Annotated in this window: 13 protein-coding genes; 9 read left to right on the top strand and 4 right to left on the bottom strand. The window is 55.7% G+C overall.

What is annotated here, in order from left to right; all coding sequences use genetic code 11:
- Positions 1–18: 18 nt before the first annotated feature.
- Positions 19–888 (bottom strand): aldose 1-epimerase family protein, encoded by an 870-nt coding sequence (locus QOL67_RS10740; RefSeq protein WP_283425961.1) that lies wholly within the window; start codon positions 886–888, stop codon positions 19–21.
- A gap of 376 nt (positions 889–1264) precedes the next feature.
- On the opposite strand from QOL67_RS10740, the gene rplJ reads away from it, so the two are divergent.
- Together rplJ and rplL are read left to right on the top strand one after the other, a co-directional pair.
- On the top strand, positions 1265–1783 hold the full coding sequence (gene rplJ / locus QOL67_RS10745) for a 50S ribosomal protein L10 (protein WP_283425962.1): 519 nt from the start codon (positions 1265–1267) through the stop codon (positions 1781–1783).
- Between the two features lie 74 nt (positions 1784–1857).
- Complete coding sequence (gene rplL / locus QOL67_RS10750; protein WP_283425963.1) at positions 1858–2232, top strand: 50S ribosomal protein L7/L12; 375 nt, start codon at positions 1858–1860, stop codon at positions 2230–2232.
- Positions 2233–2298: 66 nt separating this feature from the next.
- Here the strand turns inward: rplL and QOL67_RS10755 are convergent, their stop codons facing one another.
- Positions 2299–3279: a hypothetical protein gene (locus QOL67_RS10755; protein WP_283425964.1), complete on the bottom strand. Its 981-nt coding sequence runs from the start codon at positions 3277–3279 to the stop codon at positions 2299–2301.
- A gap of 139 nt (positions 3280–3418) precedes the next feature.
- A complete protein-coding gene (locus QOL67_RS10760) occupies positions 3419–4669 on the bottom strand; it encodes a flavin-dependent oxidoreductase (protein ID WP_283425965.1) in 1251 nt (416 codons plus the stop codon).
- A gap of 503 nt (positions 4670–5172) precedes the next feature.
- Here QOL67_RS10760 and rpoB point away from each other — a divergent pair.
- From rpoB to QOL67_RS10775, 3 genes are all read left to right on the top strand, one after another.
- Positions 5173–9309 carry a DNA-directed RNA polymerase subunit beta gene (gene rpoB / locus QOL67_RS10765; RefSeq protein ID WP_283425966.1) on the top strand — a complete coding sequence of 1379 codons (4137 nt, stop codon included), beginning with the start codon at positions 5173–5175 and terminating at the stop codon, positions 9307–9309.
- Between the two features lie 55 nt (positions 9310–9364).
- Positions 9365–13612 (top strand): DNA-directed RNA polymerase subunit beta', encoded by a 4248-nt coding sequence (rpoC, locus tag QOL67_RS10770; RefSeq protein WP_283425967.1) that lies wholly within the window; start codon positions 9365–9367, stop codon positions 13610–13612.
- Between the two features lie 170 nt (positions 13613–13782).
- Complete coding sequence (locus QOL67_RS10775) at positions 13783–14664, top strand: DMT family transporter (protein ID WP_283425980.1); 882 nt, start codon at positions 13783–13785, stop codon at positions 14662–14664.
- Here QOL67_RS10775 and QOL67_RS10780 read toward each other — a convergent pair.
- On the bottom strand, positions 14640–15437 hold the full coding sequence (locus QOL67_RS10780; RefSeq protein ID WP_283425981.1) for a putative rhamnosyl transferase: 798 nt from the start codon (positions 15435–15437) through the stop codon (positions 14640–14642). The genes QOL67_RS10775 and QOL67_RS10780 overlap by 25 nt on opposite strands.
- A gap of 345 nt (positions 15438–15782) precedes the next feature.
- Between QOL67_RS10780 and rpsL the strand changes: the two genes are divergently transcribed.
- From rpsL to QOL67_RS10800, 4 genes are all read left to right on the top strand, one after another.
- Entirely contained in the window at positions 15783–16154 is a 372-nt protein-coding gene (gene rpsL / locus QOL67_RS10785; protein WP_054000841.1) for a 30S ribosomal protein S12, read from the top strand.
- Between the two features lie 15 nt (positions 16155–16169).
- On the top strand, positions 16170–16640 hold the full coding sequence (gene rpsG / locus QOL67_RS10790) for a 30S ribosomal protein S7 (RefSeq protein WP_283425968.1): 471 nt from the start codon (positions 16170–16172) through the stop codon (positions 16638–16640).
- Between the two features lie 21 nt (positions 16641–16661).
- Positions 16662–18779, top strand: coding sequence for an elongation factor G (gene fusA, locus QOL67_RS10795; protein ID WP_283425969.1), 2118 nt, complete (start codon positions 16662–16664; stop codon positions 18777–18779).
- A gap of 54 nt (positions 18780–18833) precedes the next feature.
- Positions 18834–18928 (top strand): GTP-binding protein (locus QOL67_RS10800; protein WP_131822069.1); only part of this gene is annotated, 95 nt, incomplete at its 3' end.

Below are 18928 nucleotides of genomic sequence, written 5' to 3' on the forward strand. Positions count from 1 at the left end.
TGTGAAATGTTGTGACGCTTAGATCTCAGCAGTGACACTGTAGCCAAATTCAGCCGCCTCACCGGCCGCGAGCATGACGCTGTTTGGCCGCTCCGCAATCTGCGGGCCATCCCCGACCAGAGACGCCGTCCCGTGCCATGGCTCAACACATAGAAATGGCGCGTCGACCGGCTTCCAGAGCGCCAAATCGGGTAGGTTGTGGAACGTGAACGACAGCCCAGGGCCGTCTTTCGCTCCGTATCGCAACGCCTCAGTGCCATTGGGGAACACCAGTGCGCCGTCCTTGAACAAAGGCTCTGTTATGCCTAAGCACCCCTTGCGGAAGGGGCCATCCTCCCTGTTTGGCATCAGTAATCCGTCGGATTGCAGCGGCTGTTGGGTCGGGCTGCTGCCTGACTGCAACTGAACGAGGTGCGGCTGTGTCTCCGCGCCGGGCAGGGGCCAGTGGAAGGCCGGGTGAAAACCAAAGCCAAACGGCATCTCGGTTTCGGAAAGGTTCTCAACACGTGCGGTGACGGTCAGGGTTGCGTTTGAAAGCGCATGTGTGAGGTACAATGCGAAGTCGAAGGGGTACTGCGCGCGCGTTTCAGGGTCGGCACGCAAGACGTGGCGGCAATGCAATTTGCTTTGCTCTTCCAGTGCAAATGCGCGCCGCCGCGCAATGCCATGCTGCGCCATGTCTGCACTGTGCTCACCAACAGCAATCCTGTCGTCCACAGCGCGCCCGACAATGGGAAACAACACGGGTGCGCGGCCAGTCCAGTAGGCCGGGTCACCGTCCCACAACAGATCCATACCGGATTGTGTGCGTAGATATTGCATTTCGGCGCCCATTTCAGCGACTGACAGGCTGAGGTGGTCGTTTGAAAGAGTGCAGTCAGATGTCATGTGAAAGCCTTTGCAAATAGTACCCAGCGGTATTGGCCACACTCTAGCGGTCGGTGCCGGGAAGGGAACCGCTTCTTTGTTGGCAGGGGATTCTGTGCTTGCAAAGTGGTCGTGTGGGCGGTAAACGGCCCCTGCCCATTCCGAAACGGAGTCGCCTGTCGATTCTTTCTTGGGGTGGCCTGTCCAAGACGAAGGGTTTGGGTTCGCCTGAATAATTCCTTTCTGAGATGGGGTAAGAGACAAGAATTCTTAGAAAGCCCTTATTGGTGCTTTCGGCGATCTTGGTTCCCAACCCAATGTATGGACCTAAACGCGTGCCGCTTTTGTGGTGCGCAAAACTGAGCCGGGGAGCAATCCCCAATTTTGGAGTAAAACTGTGGATAGAGCACAAAAAGAGAAGTTGGTCGACGAGCTCGGCCAGATCTTTGAAAGCTCTGGCGTTGTAGTGGTTGCCCACTACGCGGGTCTCACGGTTGCTGACATGCAGGACCTTCGCGCACGTGCTCGTGAAGCGGGTGGTGCTGTTCGTGTCGCCAAGAACAGGCTCGCCAAGATCGCCCTGGATGGCAAACCATGCGAAAGCATCGGTGGCCTTCTGTCGGGTATGACCGTTCTGACCTATTCTGAGGACCCTGTGGCAGCTGCCAAAGTGGCCGAAGACTTCGCCAAAGATCACAAGCAATTTGAGATCGTTGGTGGTGCAATGGGCGAGAACGCTCTGGACCGTGCTGGTGTTACAGCAGTGTCGAAAATGCCTTCGCGCGACGAGCTTATTGCTCAGATCGCAAGCATGCTCGGCGCCCCTGCTTCCAACATCGCCGGCGCCATTGGCGCACCTGCTTCGAACATCGCATCCATCCTGTCTACCGTCGAGGAAAAGGCAGAGGCTGCGTAAGCAACTTATTGAGAGCCGCGTCGTGACCTTGTCACAACGTTGGAACACATACCTAAGAACGGAAAGAGTCTAAAATGGCTGATCTGAAAGCACTCGCAGAAAGCATCGTGGGTCTGACCCTGCTGGAAGCACAAGAACTGAAAACCATCCTCAAAGACGAGTATGGCATCGAGCCCGCCGCTGGCGGCGCAGTTGTAATGGCAGCTGGCGGCGACGCCGGTGGCGCAGCTGAAGAAGAAAAAACTGAATTTGACGTTGTTCTGGTTAGCGCCGGCGCATCCAAAATCAACGTGATCAAAGAAGTTCGCGGCATCACCGGTCTGGGCCTGAAAGAAGCCAAGACTCTGGTTGAAGCTGGCGGCAAGATCAAAGAAGGCGTGTCGAAAGACGAAGCTGAAGACGTTAAGGGCAAGCTGGAAGCAGCTGGCGCGGAAGTCGAAGTTAAGTAATTCGACCTATCGTCGAGTTATTGCAGGCGTCCCTCCGGGGGCGCCTGTTTCTGTTTGGGCGCTGGCCTACTTACATAGCGGCAGCTCCAATGGTGGCTGTTTTGGCAGTGAGTCTCGCCAGTCGTTGATGATCGGTTGCAGGGTCTTCTTGGGCCAAAATTTCGGAACGCCAATGGTTTTGAGGCAGGCAGCGTGCCAGTAGTGGCCCGCCTGTTGCGGTGATTTTCCGCGCTGGATTGCCTTGGCCACGGCGTTGATGTCTTTGGACGACGGGTAGATGTAGAGCGTTGTTGGCTTGCCGTCAGCAATCTTCAGGATCTCGTCGGTGGCCGGTTTTGACCAGGTTGTGCAGCCGTTGCTGCGGCCGGATGTGTAGTTCACAAGTTTTCCGAAAGGGACAAAACCGTCGTCATCCGCATGGGTGCTTTGGGGGCGTTCCATCCGGCATTGCCAGCGCAGGAACATGGCGCGGTGCCCGCCAATGGCGCGCTCGCGGGCGTTGCTGGTTTCGCCTTCGCCGTCAAACAGCAGAAAGGTGCGCAAGAAGGGTTTCTTGCTGGAGCCGCTTTGGTAGTAGCCTTTAAAAGACGTGCGGGATTCTGCGGTGATATAGGCGCCGCCAGCGGTGAGCTTGGAGCCTTCGGCATTGCTGAAATTGCGGGCGCACTGGCGGCCATTGGCAAAGTTGGCTTTGGCCAGTTTGCGACCGTTGCCGTAGCCGGAGGAGACCGCCTTGAAGGTCTTTGATTTCTCACAAATCACATAAAACCGGGGCAGGGCGCTGCCGTCATCTGCTGTGCTGGGGCGGGTGGCGTCCATGGCAAAGTAACAGGGGTTTTTGACCGTGCCGCTGCGGCGTTTGTCGAGGTAATGCGCGCGGGCGCGGTCTAAGACGATGGGGGCGATTTTGCCAACGCCTGTGCCCACGTGTTTTTGCAGCCATCTGGGGATGTCTGATGACGCATTGGCCGCCGCGAGTGGGGCGCATAGGGTTGCAGTGATCAGCGCAGACAGGCCGACGGTGCGCGGGGACGAGGTTAAAAACAAAGTGCAGGCTCCCAACTGTGGCGTACAAAACGAACTGTATCCAGCCTGCCCGAAAAGGGGGCTGTGGGTCTAGGGGCAGTGGTATTTGGGCCGTGGTATTTGGGGAGTGGGGCGTCCCTGTGAGGACGCCCATTTTTCTTTAGGCGATGATCGGCGCCTGGGTGTTGGTGTCCTCCACCCGAATGCGGGCGAGTTTTTTGAAACCGTCGGCATGGTCCCGGCGTTCTTGCATGGGCAGGACCTCGTCTAAGCGTGTGAAGTCTCCGGCGCAGCGGTCTTCGGCCATTTGCATGATGGCATCTGGGCCGCCATTGCCTCGGTTGGCTAGGGTGATGGCGTTGGCCATGGGACGTACTTGATTTTCGTAGGTCTTAGCGGCCGTGTGACCTGTGCCGTGGGCCTTGATCGCCGCGCCCAGCAGGCGGGCGTCAATGATGGCTTGGCTTGCACCGCTTGAGCCAACGGGATAGGTGGCATGTGCGGCGTCGCCGATTAGGGTCACGGCGCCATCGGTCCAGCTCTCCACAGGTTCGCGGTCCACCATCGGGTACTCAAACACCTCGTTGGCGTTGGCGATCAACTCGGGAATGTTGATCCAGCCAAAATCCCAGTTCGTGAAGTCGTCGGCAAACCGTGCCGCATCCACCTTGCGGTTCCAATCGCCCTTTTGGATATGTGTGTTTGGATCAACGCTGGCCTCCGCGATCCAATTGATCAGCATATCACCGGTCTCTGGGTTCGGTGCAGAGATTGGGTAGGTGACAAAGCGTTGAGTGTCGTGCCCAGCCAAGATCATGGAGGTGCCGCTCAGGAAAGCGGGGGCTGTGGTGGTGCCGCGCCACATGATCGCGCCGCCCCAAACTGGTGCGCCTTCCTCTGGATACATCTGCGCACGAATGGCGGAGTGCACGCCGTCGGCCGCCACCAGCAAGGTGCCTGATAGGGATTTGGTCGTTGCGTTTTGTTGATATGTCGCGGTCACACCGGATTTGGTGTTGGTGTACCCTGTCACGCGGCAGCCGAAGGAAATGCTGTCCGCGCCGCAGCGTGCAATCAGAGCGTCGAGCAGCCCCATTTGCAGCTCACCTCGATGCACCGAATATTGCGGCCAGTTGTATCCAGCATGCCGGCCGCGTGGTTCGGTCCAAATTTCCACGCCGGTCTTGGTGTAGAACCCATAGTCGCGAGTTCTCACGCCTACATGTTCCAGCATGTCCTCAAGGCCAAGCGCAAAGAGTTCGCGTACGCAGGGCGGCTGTAGGTTGATGCCGACGCCAAGTGGTTTGGGGGCTGTGACACTTTCTAGAATGTGAAAAGGCACGCCAATTTCATGCAGTGTCAGGCCCATGGTCAACCCGGCGATGCCTCCGCCAGCAATAATGACTGTCATCTTAAATATAGTTCTCTTGTTGTTGCTTGTTTTGCGGTGGAGTATTGTGAATATTCCTCGGCGGCGCAAACAGAACGGGGCTGGGCCCAGGGGCTGGCCTCAGAAAGAGGCGGTGGCTGATTTGGCGTTTGTCAAGCCCCAAGGGGTTGCAAAGACACGCTTGATTCAATATTCGGTAATCTCTTGCGGTTTCGAGCGATTCGGGGCCGCTTTTGTCCTTTGCGGATTTATTGGATAAGGCGGCGCTGACCTGGGGCTTTTACCCCACACTTTCAAAAGACGACATAAACAATACAAGACCTTGAAATACAGGTGAAACCCCGGCTTGGTAAGCCTCTTGGGTTGCGCAAATTGCGCTGCAAGAGGTTTTCCAAGGCAGGATTTTGATCGAGAGACCCCGGTGGGACGGGGTCGAGAATGGATCTGATCCACGCCGTCACTGACGCGACGTGCCGGGGCCCGACGGTATGTTGTTGATGATGAATCGAAAGGTGACATTGACCATGGCTCAAAGCTTCCTTGGCCAGAAACGTCTACGTAAATACTACGGTAAAATCCGTGAAGTTCTAGAGATGCCGAACCTGATTGAGGTTCAGAAATCTTCTTATGATCTGTTCTTGAAATCCGGCGATCTTGAAATCCCCACCGACGGTGAGGGTATCAAAGGCGTGTTCCAATCGGTCTTCCCGATCAAGGATTTCAACGAAACCAGCGTGCTGGAATTTGTCAACTACGAGCTGGAAAAGCCGAAGTATGACGTTGAGGAATGCCAGCAGCGTGACATGACCTATAGCGCACCGCTGAAGGTCACTCTGCGTCTGATCGTATTTGATGTGGACGAAGACACTGGCGCCAAGTCGGTCAAAGACATCAAAGAGCAAGACGTCTTCATGGGCGACATGCCTCTGATGACTCAGAACGGCACTTTTGTTGTGAACGGCACCGAGCGTGTGATCGTGTCTCAGATGCACCGTTCTCCGGGCGTGTTCTTTGACCACGACAAAGGCAAAACCCACTCCTCCGGCAAACTGCTGTTTGCCTGCCGCATCATCCCATATCGCGGCAGCTGGTTGGACTTTGAGTTTGACGCCAAAGACATCGTATACGCGCGTATCGACCGCCGTCGTAAGCTACCTGTGACCACCCTGCTGTATGCATTGGGTCTGGACCAGGAAGCCATCATGGATGCCTACTACGACACCGTGAACTTCAAACTGGACAAGAGCAAAGGTTGGGTCACCAAGTTCTTCCCTGAGCGCGTACGCGGCACCCGCCCAACACAAGATCTGATCGACGCGGCGACTGGTGAAGTGATTGCCGAAGCTGGCAAGAAAATCACGCCACGTGCGGTTAAGAAGATCATCGACGACGGCAAGATCACCGATCTGCTGGTGCCGTTTGAGCACATCGTTGGCAAGTTTGTCTCCCAGGACCTCATCAATGAGGAAACCGGTGCGATCTATGTCGAAGCTGGTGACGAGCTGACACTGGAATATGACAAAGACGGCGACCTGATCGGCGGCACTGTGAAAGATCTGGTTGATGCCGGCTTCACCGACATCCCGGTTCTGGACATCGACAACGTCAATGTTGGCCCCTACATGCGCAACACCATGGCGGCAGATAAGAACATGGGTCGCGACACCGCGCTTATGGACATCTACCGTGTGATGCGTCCGGGTGAGCCACCCACCGTTGATGCTGCGTCCAACCTGTTTGACACATTGTTCTTTGATTCTGAGCGTTACGACCTGTCTGCGGTTGGCCGTGTGAAGATGAACATGCGTCTTGCTTTGGATGCACCTGACACGCTGCGCACCCTGCGCAAAGAAGACATTGTGTCCTGCATCAAAGCGCTGGTCATGCTGCGCGACGGCAAAGGCGACATCGACGACATCGACCACCTCGGCAACCGTCGTGTGCGCTCCGTTGGTGAACTGATGGAAAACCAGTACCGCGTAGGTCTGCTGCGTATGGAACGCGCGATCAAAGAGCGTATGAGCTCTGTTGAGATCGACACGGTCATGCCGCAGGATCTGATCAACGCAAAACCAGCGGCAGCAGCTGTACGTGAATTCTTCGGCTCTTCGCAGCTGTCGCAGTTCATGGACCAAACCAACCCGCTGTCTGAAGTGACACACAAGCGCCGTCTGTCTGCGCTTGGGCCAGGCGGTCTGACCCGTGAACGTGCCGGCTTTGAGGTACGCGACGTGCACGCGACCCACTATGGTCGCATGTGTCCGATTGAAACGCCGGAAGGTCCAAACATTGGTCTGATCAACTCGCTGGCGACCTTTGCCCGCGTGAACAAATATGGCTTCATCGAAACACCGTATCGCAAGGTTGAGAACGGCGTGGTCACTGATGAGGTGAACTACATGTCCGCAACCGAAGAGCAGCGTCACACCGTGGCGCAGGCCAACGCCTCGCTCGACGAAAACGGCAAGTTCACCAATGAGTTCGTGAACACCCGTCAGTCTGGCGAATACACGCTGGCCGCTTCGGAAAACGTTGACCTGATCGACGTGAGCCCGAAACAGCTGGTGTCTGTGGCGGCCTCGCTGATCCCGTTCCTTGAAAACGACGATGCGAACCGGGCCTTGATGGGCTCGAACATGCAACGTCAAGCGGTTCCACTGTTGCGTGCGGAAGCACCACTGGTTGGCACCGGTATCGAGGAAAAAGTGGCGATCGACTCCGGCGCGGCCATTCAGGCCAAACGCGCAGGGATCATCGACCAAGTGGATGCGCAGCGTATTGTTGTGCGTGCGACCTCTGATCTGGAACTGGGCGACGCGGGTGTGGACATCTACCGTCTGCGCAAGTTCCAACGCTCCAACCAGAACACCTGCATCAACCAGCGTCCGCTGGTGAAAGTGGGCGACACAGTGTCCAAAGCGGAAGTCATCGCAGATGGCCCGTCGACTGACATTGGTGAATTGGCTCTGGGTAAAAACGTGGTTGTCGCGTTTATGCCTTGGAACGGCTACAACTACGAAGACTCCATTCTGATCTCCGAGCGTATCGCGCGTGACGACGTGTTTACTTCGGTTCACATCGAAGAATTCGAAGTTGCCGCACGTGACACCAAGCTTGGTCCAGAGGAAATCACTCGCGACATTCCAAACGTCGGTGAAGAAGCGCTGCGCAACCTCGACGAGGCGGGCATCGTATACATCGGTGCGGACGTTGAGCCGGGCGACATTCTGGTGGGTAAGATCACACCAAAAGGCGAAAGCCCAATGACGCCGGAAGAAAAGCTTCTGCGCGCCATCTTTGGTGAGAAAGCCTCTGACGTACGTGACACCTCGTTGCGTGTGAAGCCGGGTGACTTTGGTACGGTTGTGGAAGTACGTGTCTTTAACCGCCACGGTGTGGAAAAAGACGAACGTGCACTGCAGATCGAGCGTGAAGAGATCGAACGTCTGGCGCGTGACCGCGACGACGAACTGGCGATCCTGGACCGCAACATCTACGCCCGTCTTAAAGGCATGGTGCTTGGCAAAGTGGCCGTGAAGGGCCCTAAAGGCGTGAAAGCCAACTCTGAGATCTCCGAAGAGTTGCTGGCGTCGATGAGCCGCGGTCAGTGGTGGCAGCTGGCATTGGCTGAAGAAGCTGATGCACAGGTTGTTGAGGCCCTGAACGAGCAGTACGAGATCCAGAAACGTGCGCTTGAGCACCGTTTTGAGGACAAAGTTGAGAAAGTCCGTCGTGGCGACGATCTGCCACCAGGTGTGATGAAGATGGTCAAAGTCTTCATCGCCGTGAAGCGTAAGCTTCAGCCGGGTGATAAAATGGCCGGTCGTCACGGGAACAAAGGTGTTATTTCCAAGGTTGTGCCTATGGAAGACATGCCGTTCCTCGCAGACGGTACGCCGGTTGACTTCTGTCTGAACCCACTGGGTGTGCCTTCGCGTATGAACGTTGGTCAGATCCTTGAAACCCACATGGGTTGGGCCGCACGTGGTCTGGGTGTGAACGTGGACGAAGCGCTGCAGGAATACCGTCGCTCCGGCGATCTGACCCCTGTACGTGAAGCCATGCACTTGGCCTATGGTGATGATGTCTACGAAGAAGGCATCTCCGGCATGGACGAAGGTCAGCTTCTGGAAGCTGCCGGCAACGTGACCAACGGTGTGCCAATCGCGACACCAGTGTTTGACGGCGCCAAAGAAGGCGACGTGAACAACGCTCTGGTGCGTGCTGGCTTCTCTGAAAGCGGTCAGTCGGTTCTGTTTGATGGCCGCACAGGTGAGCAGTTTGCCCGCCCTGTGACTGTGGGCATCAAGTACCTGCTGAAACTGCACCACCTTGTGGATGACAAAATCCACGCGCGTTCCACTGGTCCGTACTCCTTGGTCACACAGCAGCCGCTGGGTGGTAAGGCACAGTTCGGTGGTCAGCGCTTTGGTGAGATGGAAGTCTGGGCTCTGGAAGCTTACGGCGCCGCCTACACGCTGCAGGAAATGCTGACCGTGAAGTCGGATGACGTGGCAGGCCGGACCAAGGTCTATGAAAGCATCGTCAAGGGCGAGGACAACTTCGAAGCGGGCGTCCCAGAATCGTTCAACGTTCTGGTGAAAGAAGTTCGGGGCCTCGGCCTGAATATGGAACTCCTGGATACGGAGGAAGGTGAATGAGGGCGTCAGCCCTCACTCCATTCCCTCTCCTCCCAACCAAATTTGAGGTATCAAAATGAACCAGGAACTGACGAACAACCCGTTTAACCCACTGGCCCCACAGAAGACTTTCGATGAGATCAAAGTATCTCTCGCGTCTCCTGAGCGGATCCTGTCGTGGTCCTACGGCGAGATCAAAAAGCCAGAAACCATCAACTACCGGACGTTCAAGCCTGAACGTGACGGTCTGTTCTGTGCGCGTATCTTTGGCCCAATCAAAGACTACGAATGTCTCTGCGGCAAATATAAGCGCATGAAATATCGCGGCGTTGTCTGCGAAAAATGTGGTGTTGAAGTTACGCTTCAAAAAGTGCGCCGTGAGCGCATGGGCCACATTGAGCTGGCCGCGCCTGTGGCCCACATCTGGTTCCTGAAATCGCTGCCATCCCGCATCGGCCTGATGCTGGACATGACACTGCGTGATCTGGAACGTGTGCTGTACTTTGAAAACTACGTTGTCATCGAGCCGGGTCTGACCGACCTGCAGTACGGCCAGATGATGACCGAAGAAGAGTACATGGATGCGCAAGACGCATACGGCATGGACGCGTTCACCGCCAACATCGGTGCGGAAGCGATCCGTGAGATGCTTTCGCAAATCGATCTGGAATCTGAAGCGGACCAGCTGCGTGCCGATCTGGCCGAAGCCACTGGCGAGCTGAAGCCAAAGAAGATCATCAAACGTCTGAAAGTTGTGGAAAGCTTCATCGAGTCCGGCAACCGCCCGGAATGGATGATCCTGACTGTGATTCCTGTGATCCCGCCAGAGCTGCGCCCGTTGGTGCCGCTGGATGGTGGCCGCTTTGCGACGTCTGACCTCAATGACCTCTACCGTCGTGTGATCAACCGGAACAACCGTCTGAAGCGTCTGATCGAACTGCGTGCGCCTGACATTATTGTGCGCAACGAAAAGCGGATGCTGCAGGAATCTGTGGACGCGCTGTTTGACAACGGCCGCCGTGGTCGTGTGATCACTGGTGCCAACAAGCGTCCGCTGAAATCGCTCAGCGACATGCTGAAAGGTAAGCAGGGTCGTTTCCGTCAAAACCTTTTGGGTAAGCGCGTCGACTTCTCTGGCCGTTCGGTGATTGTGACCGGTCCGGAATTGAAACTGCATCAATGTGGTCTTCCCAAGAAGATGGCGTTGGAGCTGTTCAAGCCGTTCATCTACTCCCGTCTGGAAGCCAAAGGTCTGTCCTCCACTGTGAAGCAGGCCAAAAAGCTGGTGGAAAAAGAGCGTCCCGAAGTTTGGGATATCCTGGACGAAGTGATCCGCGAACACCCTGTTATGCTGAACCGTGCGCCAACGCTGCACCGTCTGGGCATTCAGGCGTTTGAGCCGGTTCTGATCGAAGGTAAGGCCATCCAGTTGCACCCGCTTGTCTGTTCTGCGTTTAACGCGGACTTCGACGGTGACCAAATGGCGGTGCACGTTCCTCTGAGCCTCGAAGCTCAGCTGGAAGCACGTGTTCTGATGATGTCCACCAACAACGTTCTGTCCCCGGCAAACGGTGCACCTATTATCGTTCCGTCGCAGGATATGATCTTGGGCCTGTACTACACCACCATCATGCGTGAAGGCATGAAGGGTGAAGGCATGGTGTTCTCCTCTATTGAGGAAGTTCAGTACGCGCTGGATAGCGGTGTTGTGCATCTGCACACCAAAATCACAGCCCGTATTCGCCAGTTTGATGAAAACGGTCTGGAGGTCTTTGAACGTTTCGAAACCACACCAGGTCGTGTGCGTTTGGGCTCGTTGCTGCCGAAGAACTCCAAAGCGCCGTTTGAGTTGGTGAACAAACTGCTGCGGAAAAAAGACGTGCAGAACGTGATTGACACCGTCTATCGCTACTGTGGTCAAAAAGAGTCCGTGATCTTCTGTGACCAGATCATGACCATGGGCTTCCGCGAAGCGTTCAAGGCTGGCATCTCGTTTGGTAAAGACGACATGGTGATCCCAGACAACAAATGGACCATCGTGGACGGCACCCGTGATCAGGTGAAAGACTTTGAACAACAGTACATGGACGGCCTGATCACTCAGGGCGAAAAGTACAACAAAGTTGTCGATGCCTGGTCCAAGTGTAATGACAAAGTCACCGATGCGATGATGGGCACAATCTCCTCTTCGCAGCGTGATGAGGATGGCTCGGAAGCGGAACCAAACTCGGTCTACATGATGGCGCACTCCGGTGCGCGTGGCTCGGTTACGCAGATGAAACAGCTGGGCGGTATGCGCGGTCTGATGGCCAAGCCAAACGGCGACATCATCGAGACACCCATTATCTCGAACTTTAAAGAAGGTCTGACCGTTCTGGAGTACTTCAACTCCACCCACGGTGCCCGTAAGGGTCTGTCAGATACGGCTTTGAAAACTGCGAACTCCGGTTACCTGACTCGTCGTCTGGTGGACGTGGCTCAAGACTGCATCGTGCGTGCCCATGACTGTGGCACGGACACGGCGATCACGGCTGAAGCGGCGGTCAATGACGGTGAAGTTGTGGCGTCTCTGGCAGAACGTGTGCTGGGTCGTGTTACGGCTGAGGACGTTATGAAGCCAGGCACAGACGAAGTTCTGGTGGCCCATGGTCAGTTGATCGATGAACGCATGGCGGACACGATTGACGAAGCTGGCGTGGCAACCATGCGCATCCGCAGCCCGTTGACCTGTGAAGCCGAAGAAGGCGTCTGCGCCATGTGCTATGGTCGTGACCTCGCACGCGGCACCATGGTGAACACCGGCGAAGCTGTTGGTATCATCGCGGCGCAGTCGATTGGTGAACCTGGTACACAGCTGACGATGCGGACGTTCCACATCGGTGGTGTTGCGCAAGGTGGTCAACAGTCGTTCTTGGAAGCAAGCCAGGAAGGTAAGATTGTCTTTGAAAACGCCAACACCCTGGAAAACGCCAATGGCGAGATCCTGGTGATGGGTCGCAACATGAAGCTGATCATTCAAGGCGAAGACGGCGACGAGCGTGCCAGCCACAAGGTTGGCTACGGTTCCAAGCTGTTTGTCAAAGAAGACCAGATGGTCAACTTTGGCGACAAGCTGTTTGAATGGGATCCGTACACTCTGCCAATCTTGGCCGAGAAAGACGGTAAGGCCAAGTTTGTCGATCTGACCGTGGGTATCTCTATCCGTGACGAGACCGATGATGCGACCGGCATGTCCCAGAAAATCGTGACTGACTGGCGTTCTGCGCCAAAAGGCAACGAGCTGAAACCAGAAGTGATCCTGGTGGATGCAGATGGCGAGCCCGTGCGCAACGATGCAGGCAACCCAGTGCACTACCCAATGTCTGTGGATGCTGTTCTGTCGATTGAAGACGTGCAGGATGTGAAGGCTGGTGACGTTATCGCGCGTATCCCGCGTGAGGGCGCCAAAACCAAGGACATCACCGGTGGTCTGCCACGTGTGGCCGAACTGTTCGAAGCTCGTCGTCCAAAAGACCACGCGATCATCGCCGAAATCGATGGCTACGTGCGCTTTGGCCGCGACTACAAGAACAAGCGTCGCATTGGCATTGAGCCGTCTGATGAATCCATGGAGACCGTGGAATACATGGTGCCCAAGGGCAAACACATCCCGGTGCAGGAAGGCGACTTCGTGCAGAAGGGTGACTACATCATGGACGGTAACCCGGCACCGCACGACATCCTCTCCATTATGGGTGTTGAAGCGCTGGCGGATTACATGATCGACGAAGTGCAGGACGTGTATCGCCTGCAGGGTGTGAAGATCAACGACAAGCACATCGAAGTGATTGTGCGCCAGATGTTGCAGAAGTGGGAGATCCAGGACTCTGGTGAGACCACGCTGCTCAAAGGCGAACACGTTGAGAAGATCGAGTTTGACACGGCCAATGAAAAGGCGCTGTCCGAAGGGCGTCGCCCAGCCAAAGGCGAGCCGATCCTGCTTGGTATCACCAAGGCATCGCTTCAGACCCGGTCGTTCATCTCTGCCGCGTCGTTCCAGGAAACCACCCGTGTTCTCACCGAGGCCTCTGTCCAAGGTAAGAAAGACAAGCTGGTTGGTCTCAAAGAGAACGTCATTGTGGGCCGTCTGATCCCAGCCGGCACCGGTGGTGCCACACAGAAGGTGCGTCGCATCGCGTCTGAGCGTGACAACGTGGTTGTCGAAGCGCGTCGTGAGGAGGCTGAAGCGGCCGCCGCACTGGCGGCTCCGGTGGCAGACGTGAGCGCGGATGACGTGTTTGACAGCGGTTTGGTGGAAACACCTGAAAGCCGTGATTTCGACTAAGCTTCGATCACGTCACTGACCTGATTTAGAAGGGCCCCCGGCATTGCGCCGGGGGCCCTTTTGCCTTTCGCGAGGATATTTTTTGAAAGTGAATGTGTGGCCTTGGCAAGGGGGCAGCTCGGGCCTAGTCTCGCGCGGTTGCATTCAGGGAAGGGCGGCAGATGGCGGCAATGTCAGACAACACCAAGGGCGCTCTCTTGATGATCTGCTCTATGGCGGCGTTTACGTTTAACGACACGCTGGTGAAAACGCTGGGCATGGATGTACCGCTATTTCAGATGTTGTTTCTGCGCGGTGTACTGGCGTCCATCCTGATTTTGGGACTGGCAAAATCCCTTGGCAAGCTGCGTTGGAATCTTGGTCGTCAGGACTGGGCGTTGGTGATCGTCCGCACTCTGGCCGAAATTGGGGCGGCCTATTTCTTCATTACCGCGCTCTATCACATGCCGTTGGCCAACGTGACGGCGATCCTGCAAATCCTACCACTCACCGTGACTCTTGGTGGGGCGTTATTTTTTGGCGAGGCTGTGGGCTGGCGCAGAGCTTCTGCGATTGCGGCCGGGTTTTGCGGCATGTTGCTGATTGTACGGCCCGGTCCCGAAGGGTTTGATGAATATGCAATCTACGCAATGATCGCAGTTGTTTTTGTCACAGTGCGCGATCTTTCAACCCGAAAGATGTCGGCCAATGTGCCGTCTTTGACGGTGACGTTGGTTGCCTCTTTGGGGGTGATGGCCTTTGCCGGCGTGGCATGTTTGGGCGCCGATTGGGTGACACTGGATGGCCGCCAATGGGCGCTGCTGAGTGGCGCGGCACTGTTCATTTTGGGGGGCTATCTGTTTTCTGTACTGGTTATGCGTGTGGGGGAAGTCAGCTTCATTGCGCCGTTCCGTTACAGTGGCCTGCTTTGGGCCTTGGTGCTTGGCTTTGCGGTGTTTGGTGATTGGCCTGACCCGATCACGCTGACCGGCGCTGCAATTGTGGTTGGCGCTGGTGTGTTCACCTTGTTGCGCGGCCGCAAGCTGTCTCAGGAAAAGGTTGCACGCACCTGATCCACGTCGATGGCAAAGCGGGCTTTGAGCTCGGCTTCCTGCTCCACTGTCAGTGGTTCCACCGGCACGGGTTTCACCTTTTTCTGACGACTGTCGTTATAGCCATTGTGGGTGCGCACCCACATCGGCGTGTCGGTGAAGCTCACCGTTGGCATAAACTGGTTCATGATGCCATGGCGGAAATTCATGATGGTCAGGGGGCAACCGCCACGCACATACATGCCCAATGACGCCACATAGAGATTGCGTATGGTGTCGGTGGCCGCGATGCCGTCGGCGCTCATTTCTGCAATGATGCCGCGGTTCCAGTCAAACGCGACGGAGCGGTTTTCCAACAAGCCCGGCACGGCGTTGACCGCTTCGCGGAAGCGCTCAAAAAAGTCGACCGAAATTGCATCATCATCATCGTGGCGGAATTGCAAACACGGCGCTTTGGGATCTTTGCGGGCGCCGTTGATCAGCTCTTTCATCAACGGGCGGTGAGGTTTTGGTTCATGCGCTACAATGGAGATCTGCGGGATATTGGCCGTGATGTCATGCAGGCGGTCTACGTGATGTTTGGGCAGCGTGTCGCCAATCACAATGATCATTTCAAAATTCTGATCGGTTTGCGCCTGCAAGCAGGGCAGAGCGACGGTCTCCATCAGTTGAAACCGCTCCTCCAATCTGTCTTCGGCATAGAGAAAGGCAATCCGATCCTCGATGGTCTCATGTTCCACTTGAAACCCACCCAAAGCCGGGTAAGAAAACCGGCATAGGCCGATGGCCTGCATGTCCCTGCTGTCGATCATGAAATTGCCCTTCTTGTTCTTGGGCGCACATTGGCAGGGCGCGTCACCAAGCGCAACAGGGGCGGCTGTTGACAAGAGGTGCGACTCCCCATATACGCGCGCTTATCCGGCAATGGGACATCTGTATCCTGAGCCGTTTCACACCTGTAGTGGTCAAGTTCCGGTCTACTTTGAAGACCGCAACCGCTGAGACCTCACCGCGTCGTTTGCCTCGGAATGGAAACGATTGCGGTTTTTGCGCTTGTGTTCGCACAAGGCGTGAAAAATCAGATAACCGCGTTGGGCTTCGGTCCGGCGTATAAATGGAAGCAATAGGAAAGAGACCCTATGCCAACGATTCAACAGCTGATCCGCAAACCGCGTCAGCCTAAAATCAAGCGCTCCAAGTCGCAGCACCTGGAGCAGTGCCCTCAGAAACGTGGCGTTTGCACACGCGTGTACACAACCACGCCGAAGAAACCGAACTCCGCGATGCGTAAAGTTGCAAAGGTTCGCCTGACCAACGGTTACGAAGTGATTTCCTACATCCCGGGCGAATCCCACAACCTTCAGGAACACTCCGTGGTTCTGATCCGTGGCGGTCGTGTAAAAGACCTTCCGGGTGTCCGTTACCACATTCTGCGTGGTGTTTTGGATACCCAAGGCGTCAAAGACCGTAAGCAACGTCGTTCCAAGTACGGCGCGAAGCGTCCTAAGTAAGAAGGAGAGGCTGAGATGTCACGTCGTCACGCCGCTGAAAAACGCGAAATTCTGCCCGACGCCAAATTTGGCGATCTGGTGCTGAGCAAGTTCATGAACAACCTGATGATCGACGGTAAGAAGTCGGTTGCAGAGAAAATTGTTTACAACGCACTCGACCGCGTTGAAGCAAAAATCAAACGTGCGCCTGTGGAAGTGTTCCACGAAGCGCTCGATCTGATCAAACCATCGGTTGAGGTTCGCTCCCGCCGTGTGGGTGGTGCCACCTATCAGGTGCCTGTTGAAGTGCGTCCTGAGCGTCGCGAAGCATTGGCCATCCGTTGGCTGATCACCGCGTCCCGCAAGCGCAACGAGAACACAATGGAAGAGCGTCTTGCTGGCGAACTTCTGGACGCTGTGAACTCGCGCGGTACTGCCGTTAAGAAACGGGAAGACACGCACAAAATGGCCGAAGCTAACAAAGCCTTCAGCCACTATCGTTGGTAATTTCCAGAGGACATTAGACCAATGGCACGCGAGTATACACTCAACCACTACCGCAACTTCGGTATCATGGCGCACATCGATGCAGGTAAAACCACCTGTTCCGAACGCATCCTGTTCTATACCGGCAAGTCGCACAACATCGGCGAAGTTCACGACGGCGCTGCCACCATGGACCACATGGAGCAGGAGCAAGAGCGGGGCATCACCATCACGTCGGCGGCGACCACCACGTTCTGGGAACGCACCGAAGACGGTGAGACTGCGGATTCGCCAAAGCACCGCATGAACATCATCGACACTCCTGGCCACGTTGACTTCACAATTGAAGTTGAACGTTCGCTGGCGGTTCTCGATGGTGCGGTTGCTTTGCTTGACGCCAACGCTGGTGTTGAGCCTCAGACTGAAACCGTGTGGCGTCAAGCTGACCGCTACAAGGTTCCGCGCATTGTGTTCGTCAACAAGATGGACAAAATCGGCGCTGACTTCTTCAACTGTGTTGAGATGATCGCTGATCGTACCGGTGCACGCCCTATGGCGATCCAGTGCCCAATCGGCGCTGAAACTGAGCTGGAAGGCTTGGTTGATCTGGTCACCATGAAAGAATGGGTTTGGGCCGGTGAAGATCTGGGCGCGTCTTGGGAGCACCGCGAAATTCGCGATGAGCTCAAAGACAAGTGTGACGAAATGCGCGCTGAGATGATCGAATTGGCTGTCGAAATGGACGACGATGCCATGGAAGCTTATCTGGAAGGTGAAGAGCCTTCTGTTGAGCTTCTGCGTGAGCTGATCCGTAAGGGTACGCTGGCGATGGAATTTGTGCCTGTTCTCTGTGGTTCCGCGTTTAAGAACAAAGGCGTTCAGCCTCTGCTCAACGCTGTGATCGACTATCTGCCGAGCCCGCTCGACGTTGTTGATTACATGGGCTTTAAACCTGGCGATGATGACGAAGTTCGTGACATTGCGCGTCGTGCAGACGACGACATGCCGTTCTCCGCGCTGGCGTTTAAAATCTGGAATGACCCCTTTGTGGGCTCGTTGACCTTTACCCGTATTTACTCCGGTAAATTGGAAAAGGGCGACAGCTTCCTGAACTCGACCAAAGGCAAAAAAGAGCGCGTTGGCCGCATGATGATCATGCACTCCAACGACCGTGATGAAATCAGCGAAGCATTCTCTGGTGACATTATCGCTCTGGGCGGCCTGAAGGACACCACAACCGGCGACACGCTGTGTTCGATTGCCGATCCGGTTATTTTGGAAACAATGAACTTCCCCGATCCTGTGATCGAGATTGCCGTTGAGCCAAAAACCAAAGGTGACCAGGAGAAGATGTCGACAGGCCTTCAGCGTCTGTCTGCAGAAGATCCTTCCTTCCGCGTCGAAACCGATTTTGAATCCGGTCAGACCATCATGAAGGGCATGGGCGAACTTCACCTCGATATTCTGGTGGATCGTCTGCGTCGTGAATTTGGTGTGGACGCCAACATTGGTGCACCTCAGGTTGCGTATCGCGAGACCATTGGTCACGAAGTCGAGCACTCCTATACCCACAAGAAACAATCTGGTGGGTCCGGTCAGTACGGCGAAGTGAAGCTGCTTATCTCTCCAACAGAAGCGGGCGAAGGCTATTCCTTTGAGTCCAAAGTTGTTGGTGGTTCGGTGCCTAAGGAATACATCCCAGGTGTTGAAAAAGGCATCAAATCGGTCATGGACTCCGGTCCTCTAGCTGGCTTCCCTGTGATCGACTTCAAGGTTCAGCTGCTTGACGGTAAGTTCCACGATGTGGACTCCAGCATTCTGGCCTTCGAAATCGCTGGCCGTATGTGCATGCGTGAAGGCATGCGCCTTGCGGGTGCAAAACTGCTTGAGCCGATCATGAAAGTCGAAGTGATTACACCAGAAGATTACACTGGTGGCATCATTGGCGATCTGACGTCTCGTCGTGGCCAGGTGACTGGTCAGGAGCCTCGCGGCAACGCTGTTGCTATCGACGCCATGGTGCCTTTGGCCAACATGTTTGGTTACATCAACACCTTGCGTTCGATGTCTTCGGGCCGCGCGCAGTTCTCCATGCAGTTCGACCACTACGATCCGGTTCCGCATGCCATCTCTGAAGAGATCCAAGCGAAATACGCATAATAAAATTCGGGAAGCGGGCCGCCCGCTTCCCACCTCAACATTAAGGAGGCCATCATGGCTAAGGAAAAGTTTGAGCGCAGTAAACCGCACTGCAACATCGGCACCATTGGTCACGTTGACCACGGCAAAACCACGCTGACCGCAGCGAT

This window comes from Shimia sagamensis (genome assembly GCF_900182745.1).
Taxonomy (GTDB): Bacteria; Pseudomonadota; Alphaproteobacteria; order Rhodobacterales; family Rhodobacteraceae; genus Shimia; species Shimia sagamensis.

Coding starts and splice junctions, on each gene's coding strand:
- QOL67_RS10740 (WP_283425961.1), bottom strand. CDS start 888: ATGACATCTGACTGCACTCTTTCAAACGACCACCTCAGCCTGTCAGTC.
- rplL (WP_283425963.1), top strand. CDS start 1,858: ATGGCTGATCTGAAAGCACTCGCAGAAAGCATCGTGGGTCTGACCCTG.
- QOL67_RS10760 (WP_283425965.1), bottom strand. CDS start 4,669: ATGACAGTCATTATTGCTGGCGGAGGCATCGCCGGGTTGACCATGGGC.
- rpoB (WP_283425966.1), top strand. CDS start 5,173: ATGGCTCAAAGCTTCCTTGGCCAGAAACGTCTACGTAAATACTACGGT.
- rpoC (WP_283425967.1), top strand. CDS start 9,365: ATGAACCAGGAACTGACGAACAACCCGTTTAACCCACTGGCCCCACAG.
- QOL67_RS10775 (WP_283425980.1), top strand. CDS start 13,783: ATGTCAGACAACACCAAGGGCGCTCTCTTGATGATCTGCTCTATGGCG.
- QOL67_RS10780 (WP_283425981.1), bottom strand. CDS start 15,437: ATGCAGGCCATCGGCCTATGCCGGTTTTCTTACCCGGCTTTGGGTGGG.
- rpsL (WP_054000841.1), top strand. CDS start 15,783: ATGCCAACGATTCAACAGCTGATCCGCAAACCGCGTCAGCCTAAAATC.
- rpsG (WP_283425968.1), top strand. CDS start 16,170: ATGTCACGTCGTCACGCCGCTGAAAAACGCGAAATTCTGCCCGACGCC.
- fusA (WP_283425969.1), top strand. CDS start 16,662: ATGGCACGCGAGTATACACTCAACCACTACCGCAACTTCGGTATCATG.